Origin of the sequence: Natronobeatus ordinarius (assembly GCF_024362485.1) — an archaeon.
GTDB lineage: Archaea > Halobacteriota > Halobacteria > Halobacteriales > Natrialbaceae > Natronobeatus > Natronobeatus ordinarius.
This window is the reverse complement of record NZ_CP101456.1, coordinates 2,133,721-2,144,952: the sequence shown is the minus strand read 5'-3', so window position 1 is coordinate 2,144,952 and position 11,232 is coordinate 2,133,721. Positions and strand designations below refer to the sequence as shown.

The window sequence follows — 11,232 nt, the reverse complement described above, 5'->3', positions numbered from 1 at the left end:
ATGTACGAGAAAATACTCATCCCCACCGACGGAAGCACAGTCGCACAGAACGCCGTTTCCCACGCCGTCGACCTCGCCGACCGCTACGACGCCGAACTCCACGCGCTGTACGTCGTCGACATCAGCGCGATCGACGTCAGCCTCGGCACCGAGCAGGTCCAGCGGATCAAAGACGGCCACTTCGACGAGATGCCCGAACTCCAGGCGCGAGCGCGTGAGGCAACCGAAGCCGTCGCCGAGCAGGGCGAGGAACTCGGCCTCGAGGTCGTCGAGTCGATCGTCGCCGGCCGACCGCACGCGGAGATCGCCCGCTACGCCGAAGAGCACGACGTCGACATGATCGTGATGGGCTCTGCCGGTCGCGGCGGCGTCCGTCGGGCACTGCTCGGCAGCGTCGCCGAGCGAACCCTCCGAACTGCGACGATTCCGGTGCTCGTCGTCGACATCCGCGAAGAAGACTGATACCGACGGTTGTAACCGTTTTTTCGTCGTCGACGTGCGATCGGACGGCCCACCGCCTCCGACGCGAGTAGCCGACTCGAGTCGCTCACCCCGACTCGCGGCCGGCCTTCGCGAGCTCGAGGTTCCAGACCAGCCCGAAGTACGCAACGATTCCGGAGACCATCAGCAGGTAGTACGCCCACGTCGGACCGTCGACGACCCGAAAGATCAGCTCGACCATCGTCACCCAGACGATTGCGAACACGAGGTCGACGAACATTCCCCACTTTTCCTCCCGGGCGGTCGCGATCCACTCGCGAACGGTCGTCACCGGTCGATCACCCGTCTCGAGACGTCCTCGCAAACCATACCGAAGCGTTCGGCAGGACACCCAAAAAGCCTGCTGTCGTGACCGTTCACCGTCGAGTGGCCGGCGACGATCGCTCGAGAACACGACGCCACCGACGAGCTCGTGACTGTCGAACCCGAACCCACATATGCGCCACGGGGCAAGCACTCCCCATGAACGAGACGCCCGAGGTCGCCGTCCTCCGCCTCGGTCACCGGCCAGGTCGAGACGAACGGATGACCACACACGTCGGCCTCACGGCCCGGGCACTCGGCGCAGACCGGGTGCTCTTTCCCGACAACGCCGGCAGCTCGCTCGAGACGGTCGCCGACATCACCGATCGCTTCGGCGGGCCGTTCGCGGCCGAACTCACCGACTCCCCGCGAGCGGTCGTCCGAAACTGGGAGGGGCGCGTCGCCCACCTCACGATGTACGGCGAGCCCGTCCAGGACGTCGAGTCCGAGATCCGGACGACGCTCCAGGACGACGGCGAACCGTTGCTCGTCGTCGTCGGCGCCGAGAAGGTCCCCTTCGACGTCTACGAGGCCGCCGACTGGAACGTCGCCGTCACGAACCAGCCCCACTCCGAGGTGGCCGGCCTGGCCGTCTTCCTCGACCGCCTGTTCGACGGACGCGAGCTCGAGCGCGAGTGGGAGGACGCTGACCGACGCGTCATCCCGCAGGAGACGGGCAAACAGGTGGAGTCGCTCGAGGAAGAGTAACGATCGCGGTCTAAAATCTCTCGCGTTCGGTCCAGTTCGGCAACGGGTTAGCAACGGCGCTCGTCCGACGGCACGCCTCGGCTTCGGCTGGTGTCTGGAAGGAGCCTCAGCAGGCCCTCACCGTGCTCGGTTCACGACACCGGTTCAAAACGAGGGCCGCGGGAACACACCCCCCAACGTCGCATCCAGCTCCGAGCTGGTCTCAGCGCCGCTTACTCGAGGTCGAAGCGGTCGAGGCTCATCACTTTGTGCCACGCGTCGACGAAGTCCTGCACGAACTGCTCTTCGCCGTCCTCGGCGCCGTAGACTTCCGCGATGGCGCGAAGCCGGGAGTTCGAGCCGAAGACGAGATCCACGCGACTGGCCGTCCACTCGACCTCGCCCGTTTCGCGGTCGCGAAGCTCGAAGACGTCCTCGTCCTCGTCGGTCGCTTCCCACTCGTAGCCCATGTCGAGCAGGACTTCGAAGAAGTCGTTGCTCAGCGTCTCCGGCTCGTCGGTGAAGACGCCGAGATCGGAGTTCCCATAGGTGGCGGAGAGCGCGCGCATGCCGCCGACCAAGGCCGTCATCTCGGGGACGGTCAGCGTCAGGAGGTCGGCTCTGTCGACCAGCAGCTCCTCGGCCGAGCGCTCCATCACGTCACCCTCGGTGTAGTAGTTGCGGAAGCCGTCGGCGTCCGGCTCGAGCCACTCGAAGGACTCGACGTCGGTCTGTTCGGCCGTGGCGTCGGTACGGCCGGGTTCGAACGGCACCTCGACGTCGTAGCCGGCGTCTGCCGCCGCCTGTTCGACGGCCGCACAGCCGCCCAGCACGATCAGGTCGGCCAGCGAGACCCGCACGTCGTCGGATCGCGAGTTGTTGAACTCGGCCTGGATCTCCTCGAGGACCGTCAGCACCGTCGCCAGCTCTTCGGGCTCGTTGACCTCCCAGTTCTTCTGGGGCTCGAGACGGATGCGCGCGCCGTTGGCGCCGCCGCGCTTGTCGCTGTCGCGGTAGGTGGAGGCCGACGCCCAGGCGGTCTTGACCAGCTGGGAGACGGAGAGCTCGGACTCGAGGATCGCGGCTTTGAGCTCGGCGACCTCCGCCTCGCCGATCGGGTCGTAGTCGGCGTCGGGGAGTGGGTCCTGCCAGAGGAACTCCTCTTCGGGAACCTCGGGACCGAGGTAGCGCGCTTTCGGGCCCATGTCGCGGTGGATGAGCTTGAACCAGGCCTTCGCGAAGGCCTCCTCGAGTTCCTCCGGGTTCTCGTAGAAGCGCTTTGCGATCTCACGGTAATCCGGATCCTCCTTGAGCGCAAGGTCCGTCGTGAGCATCATCGGGGTCTGGCTGCCCTCGGGGTCGTGGGCGGCCGGCGCGGACCCCTGTGCCTCCTCGTCGACCGGCGTCCACTGGTAGGCGCCGGCGGGGCTCTCGTCGAGTTCGTACTCGTACTCGAAGAGGTTCTCGAGGAAGTCGTGGTTCCACTCGATCGGCGACTCGGTCCACGGCCCCTCGAGGCCGCTGGTGATCGTGTCGTCGCCCTTGCCGGTGCCGTACTCGCTCTCCCAGCCCAGTCCCTGCTGCTCGATCGGGGCACCCTCGGGGTCCGGGCCGAGGTGATCGTCGGAGGCCGCGCCGTGGACTTTCCCGAACTCGTGTCCGCCGGCGATGAGCGCGACCGTCTCCTCGTCGTTCATCGCCATGCGGCCGAACGACTGGCGGATGTACTCCGCCGACTTTACGGGGTCCGGATCACCGCCTGGCCCCTCGGGGTTCACGTAGATCAGGCCCATGTGGTCGGCGGCGAGGTCGCCCTCGAGGGTTCCCTCCTCGTCGTGGCGTTCGGAGCCGAGCCACTCCTCTTCTGGCCCCCAGTCGACGCCCTCGTCGGGCTCGAAGGCGTCCTCACGGCCGCCGGCGAAACCGTACGTCTCAAAGCCCATCGACTCGAGGGCGACGTTGCCGGAGAGGACCAGCAGGTCGGCCCACGAGAGGCTGCGGCCGTACTTCTGTTTGACCGGCCAGAGTACGCGCCGGGCCTTATCGAGGTTGACGTTGTCGGGCCAGCTGTTGAGCGGGGCGAACCGCTGTCGGCCGCCGGCGGCACCGCCGCGGCCGTCGGTGGTGCGGTAGGTGCCCGCGCTGTGCCACGCCATCCGGATGATGAGCGGCCCGTAGTGCCCGTAGTCGGCTGGCCACCAGTCCTGAGACGTCGTCAATACGTCTTCGATGTCCGCTTTCACCTCCTCGAGGTCGAGTTTCTCGAACTCCTCGGCGTAGTCGAACTCCTCGCCCATCGGGTCGACGGGACGAGCGTTCTGATCGAGGATCTTCAGGTTCAGCTGTTCCGGCCACCAGTCTTGATCAGACCCAGTCATCATCGGACAATTGTTGCTTTCACATCTTAAGGTTATCCATCCCCACACCAAAATTGCCTATTCGCGCATTAAGATTGCCAATTTGAACAACGAGGTTGTCTTATATCCCAACCGAGAACGATACTATATCCGAGAATACGGTACCCACTTGGCTGACCCCACTTGGTGAGAACGTCCTGTCTCGTTTCGGCGTCAGAGTCGGCAAATCGCTCGATCACCTTCGTTCGTGCGTCGCCAATCTCGGTTCGTGTAACTGGTTCCTTGAACGATCCGCGAGCTGTTCCGGCAAATTCGTATTCGGTCACGTCGTCACGGTGTGCCTGACTGGTTCCAACCATCCCTCCGCCGATTACGGCACAACCGACGCCCTTCAAAACAGTCCTCCGATCTGGTCCTTGACGCGAATCATCGACCAGAAATGAAAATACAGAGTATTGTTTAAATAGCCATTTATTAGAATAGTACAACACCTATCTGAAATATTTGTGGTAAAGAAGATCTCTAAATAGGTCTGTAGCGGTGGCGGAATTCGGCGTGAGACGCTTATTCCGGGTTAAACGACAAAACGAACGACCCGTTCGAGAGGTAGAGTTCCCCCTCGAGTTCGACCGCCGCAACCGGTCGCGACTCGTCTCCGTCGTACTCGTATTCGTGCAGTCGGTTTCCGGTCTCTCTGTCGTGGATCGTAACCATGTGTGGATACGCCGAGACGGCTGCGGGCGTGTGGCACTGCTCGGTCCCGCGGACGGCAAGGACGTGGTCGTCCGACGCTGCGACAGCTGTCGGTGCGGTGTCGAGCGACTCCTGCCAGCGCAGTTGGCCATCAGGTGACACCGCGAGGAGTTCCTCGGTAGTTCCGAGAAAGACCGTCCGATCGACGACGACCGGTTCCGCTGTCGTCGTCTCGCGGTCGAGTGACCACCGTTCTGTCCCGTCGCTCCGATCTAACGCCCGTACCGTCCTGTCGACTCCGCCCGCGTATATGGTCTCGTCACCGACAGCGAAGCCGACGATTCGACCGGCGTTCGAGGTCCTCCACTGTCGGTCACCGTGAGTGGTGATCGATTCGATCGTTCCGTCGTCCACCGCGATAACGAGCGAGTCGTCGTCGCCTCTCGGCAAACACGTCGGTTCACCCTCGAGCTTGTACGTGAACCGGTCGTCTCCGCTGTCGGCCTCCAGTGCGACGATGTTCCACTCGTCGTTTTCGGCCGACACGACGACGCACACGAGGTCCCCGACTGTGATCGGCTGTCCGGACACGGAGCCAGTACACGATGTGCTTGCTTCTCCCGACACTGCCGTCTCCCACTCCAGCGCGCCGGTGGATACCTCAAGTGCCACACAGTGGTTTCTGTCGGTGACGACGTAGGCGGTTCCGTCACTGACGGTCGGCGGTGCGATCGACGGATTGCTCGAGGTAAACTCCTGGATGGCGTGTCGGTCGTCGCTCTCTCCGGGAACCGTCCACTCGGAGTCTCCAGTGTCGGGGTTGAGTGCAACGAGTGTACGGTCGAACACATCGGTATCCGACGCGGCGAGCAGGAGGCCACTCCCGGATTGGTGCCCGAATCTGGCACCGGCGATCGGGTACTCCCACCGTGATGGGAACGACGGCTCCGCGTCGTCCCTGCGTCTTACGTCCTCTAAACAGCCGGCAAGACCGATAAGTGCTACCGTCGTGGCTCTCTGGAGAACGTTCCGTCTGGAGGGCATACCTCGATAATGCCGCTCGAGCGCAAAATGTTTTTTGCATAGGGAAATTCCATACATCATCTCACCCGTAGTCACAACTTCGGGGTCTCAAATTCGACACACCACCAACTCAATGACATCGTCACTCTCGTCCTCGAAGATAGTGAATCGACGTGGACGACGTGAATCCAGCATACACGTCTCAGCGGTGTAGTCACGGCGAGTGTGGGTTGACTCACGAGGACGACCGTGATGGTGATGAGTTTGAGCGTCAGAAGTGCGGAAAGGAGTTACACAGCGATTACAACGCCGCTCGGAACGTCTGGTGGCGTCTCGAACCACTTGATCCCGAGGCAGTTGACCTCCACCAATTTTACAGTCTATCCCGGCGCCGTCCATCAATTCAACAGCGGAGAACGAACTGCGTTCGAGTACCTAGAACGGCTTTCGGCTGACCACGTCACGCGGATTCAGCAGGTAGACGCCGGCCAGGAAGAGCGCCAGCACGACGACGAACAGCCGAGCGACGTCCCCCGCGGAGGACGGAACCGCCGGGTCGAGCGTGCTCGCGAGGAGCAAGGCGACGGCGATCCAGATCGACCCGACGACCACCCGCTGGCGAAACTCCATAGACGGAGGTTCGGCTTCCAGGCTATGAAAGCGACGGATTCAATCGAGCGGCCTGCTCCCAACACAGCCATCGACGAACGACGACAGTGGCCGTCACGCTCGCCGATCGTCGGCCGCCTCGAGGAGGTCGCGAACGCGCTCGAGCGACACCGGATTCGTCGTCTCTCCGCCTTCCTTGAGCGCGGTCCCGACAATCGCACCGTCTGCACCCGCCTCGAGAAGGTCGCCGACGGTGTCGACCGTCACGCCGCTGCCGACGAAAACGGGCACCGACCGCTCGAGGTCGGCGACCGCGCTGGCGACGCGGGAGACGTCCTCGAGCGCCGTCTCGGCGCCGGTGCCGGCACCCGAGACGACCACGCCGTCGGCCAGACCGCGTTCAACCGTCTCGCAGGTCGCTCGCTCGAGGTCGCTCCCGTCGAGGGGCGACGCGTGCTTGACGTGGACGTCGGCGAGGACGGCGACGTCGGCCTCGAGGCGTTCGCGGAGCCGGAGGGTTTCGTGGGCCCGTCCCTCGAGGAGCCCCTGGTCGGTGGCCGCCGCGCCGACGTGGACGTTCACGCGGACGAACGAGGCGCCTGTCGCGGCGGCAACCGAGAGCGCCGCCGTCGCGTCGTTTCGCAGGACGTTGACCCCGACGGGGACGTCGACCGCGTCAGTGAGTTCGGTCACGACGGCAGTGAGGTCGGCGACGACGTGTGCGGGAACCGAGTCGGGGTAGAAGGGAGCGTCGCCGAAGTTCTCGACGAGGAGGCCGTCGACGCCGCCCTCGAGGAGCGTCGTTGCGTCCGCGAGCGCCCGGTCACGGATCGCGTCCCTGTCGCCGTCGAATCCCGGTGAGCCGGGCAGCGCCGGCAGATGGACCATCCCGACGACCGGCGCGCTGGTTGAAAACCGATCGAGTGTCGTGGGCATGGGGCGTACTCGTGCCCACGAGCTGTTAAGTCCTCACTCGGCCGGTTCGGCCGGCTGTTCCTCCTCGAGCCCGCGTTTCTCCCGGAGGTGTTCGATGGCGTGGAGTTCGACCACGGGGATGATCTTGGCCACGACGAGGAAGAACAGTCCGACCATGGCGATGGTGCCGATGACGGAGAAGATCTCGATGATGCTCGGGAAGTAGGTGCCGGGGACGGCGTAGTAGAGGTCGAACGTCGGGTACTGCATCCCCTCGACGACGAAGAGGATCTTCTCGAGGAGGGTCGCGGTGAGGATCGCCACCCCCGCGACGGCCGAGCGCAGTTTGGTGAACAGCGACGGCCGGATTGCCTGTGCGAAGGTGTAGGCGAGCACACCGAAGGCGAGCCCGATGGCGATGGCGTAGACCGGGTGGGCGATGGTGGCACCCATGACGGTCCGCTGATCGAGCGGCGCGGCGAAGACGCCGCTGATGATCTGCTGGAGTTGTAGCCAGAGAAACAGCAGGGTGAAAAAGCCGAGCCAGAGCGTCAGGCCGCGGAAGACGTCGTCGGTGATGATGTGCTCCCAGCCGTAGGCCCGGCGGAACGCGAACGCGATGAGGATCACGCCGGAGATGGCCGACGTGAGTGCGATAGTGAGGAACTGCGGTCCCTGGACGGCGCCGAACCAGCCGGGCATCGTCGGAATCAGCGCGAACAGCCACGGGATCACGCCACCGTGGAGCAACAGCGGTGCGAGGATGATGATCGCCAGCGCGAGCCACCAGATCATCCGCTCGACGACCGGATCCTCGTCTTCGGAGTAGCCGATCGTCAGGAGCTTGTAGATCGGCTCGAAGTGGTTCGGGAGCTCGTCACGCAGCCGGCTGACGTCGTACCGAAGCGTCAACAGCAGGTACGTCGCGGTCAACACGAAGTAGAGCGTGATGACGGTCACGTCCCAGACCAGCGGCGAGTTGTTGATCGTCACGTGGTAGTAGCCGAGGATGGACGTGACCATCCGGTCCGGTCGACCCAGGTGGATGATGATGTAAAAGCCCGCCGCCGACAGGCCGGCGATCGTCAGCAGTTCCGCCAGTCGGGCGACCGGCATGTACCGGTCCATTCCGAGCAAGCGAACCGCCGCCGAGAGGATGATCCCTCCGTGGGCGATGCCGACCCACCAGATGAACGCGCCGATGTACACTCCCCACGTCACACCGCCACCGCTGCCCCAGTCTCCGAGGCCGGTGATGACCAGCCCTTCGGCGAGCTGTACACCCCACATCACGAGAAAGGTCCCGAACGCGAGGGCGGCGACGGCCAGCAACACGAAGTACCGCTTCGAGGTGTGTTGAATCGGCCGAAGAATGTCGTCGACGGTGGGTGATTTCGTACTCATCGTGCGAGTCTCCACCTAGCTACATCGACACACTACTTTGGCCCGCGCCTTGCAACTGCAACCAATCAACCGTCGGGGTCGTCCAGTCGGTCGAACACTCGCCGGTCGAACGCCCCTGAACCCTATGGTCGACCACGCCAGTCATGAACTCTCCGGCAAGGTCGTCGTCCTTCGAGGCGGTTTTCTTCGGCCGAGTCCATCCTCGAGTGATGACCGACCTGTTCTCGCCGCTCACCCTGCGCGACCACAAACTCCCAAACCGACTCGCCGTCTCGCCGATGTGTCAGTACTCCTGTGAACCGGACGGGCTGGCGACCGAGTGGCACCGCGTCCACCTCGGGAGCCGCGCCGTCGGCGGCGCTGGGATCGTGCTCACCGAGGCGACCGCCGTCGAGCCGCGCGGCCGCATCTCGGGCCACGACCTCAGTATCTGGAGCGACGAGCACGCCGCGGCGCTCGCGCCAATCGCTGCGTTCGTCCGCGAGCAGGGCTCGGTGCCGGGGATCCAGCTCGCCCACGCTGGTCACAAGGCGAGCAAGAGCCGGCCGTGGGAGGGCAACGAGCCGATCGAGCCCGACGCCGGCGGCTGGGAGGTGCGCTCGCCGTCGCCCGAGGCGTACCCGTTCGACGGCCCGCTGCCGGCGATGGAGCGGATGAGTCGCGACGACGTCGCCGAGGTCGTGACGGCGTTCCGGGCGGCCGCCGAACGGTCGCTCGAGGCCGGATTCGAGATCGCGGAGGTTCACGCCGCCCACGGCTACTTACTCCACGAGTTCCTCTCGCCAGTCACGAACCGCCGCGAGGACGAGTACGGCGGGAGCTTCGAGAACCGAACGCGGATCGTCCGCGAGGTCACCGCGGCCGTTCGAGACGTGTGGCCCGACGACAGGCCGGTGTTCGTCCGCATCTCGGCGACCGACTGGCTCCCCGACCGCGAGTCCTGGACGCTCGAGGACTCGGTCCGGCTGTCGGCCGACCTCGCCGAGCTCGGGGCGAACCTGATCGACGTGAGCGGCGGCGGGCTCCACCCCGACCAGCGGGTGCCGACGGGGCCGAACTACCTGGTGCCGCTGGCCGAGGAAATCCGCGAGCGTGCCGACGTCGCCGTCGGGGCCGTCGGTGGAATCACCGAGCCCGCCCAGGCCGACGCGATCGTTCGGAACGAGCGGGCCGACCTCGTCCTCGTCGGCCGGGAGTTCCTCCGCGACCCGTACTTCGGCCTTCGCGCGGCCGACGAACTGGACGGCGACCGCGAGTGGCCGATCCAGTACCGACGGGCCGTCCGCAAGTAGCCGACGCCCCTGCACGCACCGGGCTCGATCGAACGGCCTTTGATCGTTCCAAACTCACACCCACCAATGAGAGTCGAACAGCTGGGATCGGGCACGCCCGAACTCGCGGTTCTCGCCGGCGTCCACGGCGACGAGCCCTGTGGCGTCCGGGCCGTCGAGCGACTGCTCGAGGACCGGCCGCCGGTCACCCGCCCCGTCAAGCTCGTCGTCGCGAACGAGCGCGCGCTCGAGCGCGGGGTGCGCTACGTCGACGAGGACTTAAATCGCGCGTTCCCCGGCGACCTCGACGCCGACAGCCACGAGGGTCGGCTGGCGTTCGACCTCACGCGAGAGCTCGAGGGCTGTCTCACCTTCTCGATGCACTCGACGCAGAGCCACGCCGACCCCTTCGCGGTCGTCGACGACGTGACCGACGTCGCGCGGACCGTCTGCGCACAGCTTCCCGTCACCTCCCTCGTCGAGACCGGCGACTTCGTCGAGGGACGGCCGTTCACCGCCGTCGAGACGATCGAGGTCGAGTGTGGGCTCCAGGGCTCACGGAAGGCCGCGGAGAACGCCGACCGGCTGACGCGGGCGTTCCTGACCGCCGTGGGCGCGCTGCCGGGTGACACCGTCGGTCGAACGTTGCCCGTCTTCCGGCTCGTCGACCGGATTCCGAAGACGCGCGCCGACAGCTACGAGGTGTTCGTCGAGAACTTCGAGCGCGTCGACCCCGGCGAGCCGTACGCCGCCGCCGACGGCGCCCGCCAGGTCGCCGACGAGCCCTTCTATCCGGTACTCATGTCCTCCTACGGCTACCGGGACGTCTTCGGCTACGCCGCGAAAAAGGTCGACGAACTCTCGCCGACGACCGGCTGACCCGCTCTCGACGGCGTCAGAGATAGCCACAATTTTCCCCGCGTCTGGAGGGTTGATACGCCTCGCGTCCCTCCAAATCGGCGATGATTGCACTCGAGTTACTCGCATCGATACTCGCGGACCCCTTCCCCGAGGGGATCAGTCACTACGCCGTCGGGGGCCTGTTCGTCGGGCTCGGCGTCGCCGTGATCTACCTCGGCACGGGCCGGATCGCCGGCGCGAGCACCTTCCTCGAGTCGACGCTTTCGTACGGCTCGAGCCTGTCGCGGTTCCAGCAGTATCGTCCCTCGCGCGACTGGCGGGTCGTGTTCACGCTGGGGATCGTCGCCGGGGCAGCCGTCTACGCGGTGACCGTTGGTGACGGCGTCTGGACGACCGAGGTGCAGGCCTGGCGGCTGTTGCTCGGCGGCATCCTCATCGGGATCGGTACTCGAGTCGGGAAGGGCTGTACGTCGGGCCACGGCGTCTGTGGCGTCGGCTCCGTCTCGGGAACGTCGTTCGTCGGCGTCGCAACCTTCCTGCTGGTCGCCATCGGGACGGCGCAGCTGGTGATGGCGCTGGGGGTGGTTCCGTGAGCGGCGAGGTCCGAG

General features: G+C 65.4%; 11 protein-coding genes and 1 pseudogene. 6 read left to right on the top strand and 6 right to left on the bottom strand.

Annotated features, from left to right (window positions below):
* The gene (locus NMQ09_RS11045) at positions 1-462 is read left to right on the top strand and encodes a universal stress protein (RefSeq protein ID WP_255190636.1); all 462 of its coding nucleotides are present in this window, start codon (positions 1-3) and stop codon (positions 460-462) included.
* 85 nt (positions 463-547) lie between these two features.
* Here the strand turns inward: NMQ09_RS11045 and NMQ09_RS11040 are convergent, their stop codons facing one another.
* Positions 548-805: a DUF8119 family protein gene (locus NMQ09_RS11040; protein ID WP_255194625.1), complete on the bottom strand. Its 258-nt coding sequence runs from the start codon at positions 803-805 to the stop codon at positions 548-550.
* A gap of 158 nt (positions 806-963) precedes the next feature.
* Between NMQ09_RS11040 and NMQ09_RS11035 the strand changes: the two genes are divergently transcribed.
* Positions 964-1,512, top strand: coding sequence for a tRNA (cytidine(56)-2'-O)-methyltransferase (locus tag NMQ09_RS11035; RefSeq protein WP_255190635.1), 549 nt, complete (start codon positions 964-966; stop codon positions 1,510-1,512).
* 212 nt (positions 1,513-1,724) lie between these two features.
* Here the strand turns inward: NMQ09_RS11035 and katG are convergent, their stop codons facing one another.
* Together katG and NMQ09_RS11025 are read right to left on the bottom strand one after the other, a co-directional pair.
* Complete coding sequence (katG, locus tag NMQ09_RS11030; RefSeq protein ID WP_425607235.1) at positions 1,725-3,869, bottom strand: catalase/peroxidase HPI; 2,145 nt, start codon at positions 3,867-3,869, stop codon at positions 1,725-1,727.
* Positions 3,870-4,412: 543 nt separating this feature from the next.
* Positions 4,413-5,585 (bottom strand): outer membrane protein assembly factor BamB family protein, encoded by a 1,173-nt coding sequence (locus NMQ09_RS11025; protein WP_255190633.1) that lies wholly within the window; start codon positions 5,583-5,585, stop codon positions 4,413-4,415.
* A gap of 146 nt (positions 5,586-5,731) precedes the next feature.
* On the opposite strand from NMQ09_RS11025, the pseudogene NMQ09_RS21070 reads away from it, so the two are divergent.
* Positions 5,732-5,899, top strand: a pseudogene (locus tag NMQ09_RS21070) (zinc ribbon domain-containing protein); the annotation flags it as partial.
* A gap of 100 nt (positions 5,900-5,999) precedes the next feature.
* On the opposite strand, the gene NMQ09_RS11015 reads toward NMQ09_RS21070, so the two are convergent.
* The 3 genes from NMQ09_RS11015 to nrfD form a co-directional block, all read right to left on the bottom strand.
* Positions 6,000-6,194, bottom strand: coding sequence for a hypothetical protein (locus tag NMQ09_RS11015; protein ID WP_255190631.1), 195 nt, complete (start codon positions 6,192-6,194; stop codon positions 6,000-6,002).
* A 93-nt stretch (positions 6,195-6,287) separates the two neighbouring features.
* Positions 6,288-7,109, bottom strand: coding sequence for a BtpA/SgcQ family protein (locus tag NMQ09_RS11010; protein WP_255190630.1), 822 nt, complete (start codon positions 7,107-7,109; stop codon positions 6,288-6,290).
* Positions 7,110-7,142: 33 nt separating this feature from the next.
* Positions 7,143-8,492, bottom strand: coding sequence for an NrfD/PsrC family molybdoenzyme membrane anchor subunit (gene nrfD / locus NMQ09_RS11005; RefSeq protein ID WP_255190629.1), 1,350 nt, complete (start codon positions 8,490-8,492; stop codon positions 7,143-7,145).
* Between the two features lie 209 nt (positions 8,493-8,701).
* Here nrfD and NMQ09_RS11000 point away from each other — a divergent pair, with 209 nt between their 5' ends.
* From NMQ09_RS11000 to NMQ09_RS10990, 3 genes are all read left to right on the top strand, one after another.
* Complete coding sequence (locus NMQ09_RS11000) at positions 8,702-9,784, top strand: NADH:flavin oxidoreductase/NADH oxidase (protein WP_255190628.1); 1,083 nt, start codon at positions 8,702-8,704, stop codon at positions 9,782-9,784.
* Between the two features lie 66 nt (positions 9,785-9,850).
* Positions 9,851-10,642 (top strand): M14 family metallopeptidase, encoded by a 792-nt coding sequence (locus tag NMQ09_RS10995; RefSeq protein WP_255190627.1) that lies wholly within the window; start codon positions 9,851-9,853, stop codon positions 10,640-10,642.
* A gap of 83 nt (positions 10,643-10,725) precedes the next feature.
* Positions 10,726-11,217, top strand: coding sequence for a YeeE/YedE family protein (locus NMQ09_RS10990; protein WP_255190626.1), 492 nt, complete (start codon positions 10,726-10,728; stop codon positions 11,215-11,217).
* Positions 11,218-11,232: the final 15 nt, after the last annotated feature.

Coding starts and splice junctions, on each gene's coding strand:
- NMQ09_RS11015 (WP_255190631.1), bottom strand. CDS start 6,194: ATGGAGTTTCGCCAGCGGGTGGTCGTCGGGTCGATCTGGATCGCCGTC.
- NMQ09_RS11000 (WP_255190628.1), top strand. CDS start 8,702: ATGACCGACCTGTTCTCGCCGCTCACCCTGCGCGACCACAAACTCCCA.
- NMQ09_RS11025 (WP_255190633.1), bottom strand. CDS start 5,585: ATGCCCTCCAGACGGAACGTTCTCCAGAGAGCCACGACGGTAGCACTT.
- katG (WP_425607235.1), bottom strand. CDS start 3,869: ATGACTGGGTCTGATCAAGACTGGTGGCCGGAACAGCTGAACCTGAAG.
- NMQ09_RS10995 (WP_255190627.1), top strand. CDS start 9,851: ATGAGAGTCGAACAGCTGGGATCGGGCACGCCCGAACTCGCGGTTCTC.
- nrfD (WP_255190629.1), bottom strand. CDS start 8,492: ATGAGTACGAAATCACCCACCGTCGACGACATTCTTCGGCCGATTCAA.
- NMQ09_RS10990 (WP_255190626.1), top strand. CDS start 10,726: ATGATTGCACTCGAGTTACTCGCATCGATACTCGCGGACCCCTTCCCC.
- NMQ09_RS11045 (WP_255190636.1), top strand. CDS start 1: ATGTACGAGAAAATACTCATCCCCACCGACGGAAGCACAGTCGCACAG.
- NMQ09_RS11035 (WP_255190635.1), top strand. CDS start 964: ATGAACGAGACGCCCGAGGTCGCCGTCCTCCGCCTCGGTCACCGGCCA.
- NMQ09_RS11010 (WP_255190630.1), bottom strand. CDS start 7,109: ATGCCCACGACACTCGATCGGTTTTCAACCAGCGCGCCGGTCGTCGGG.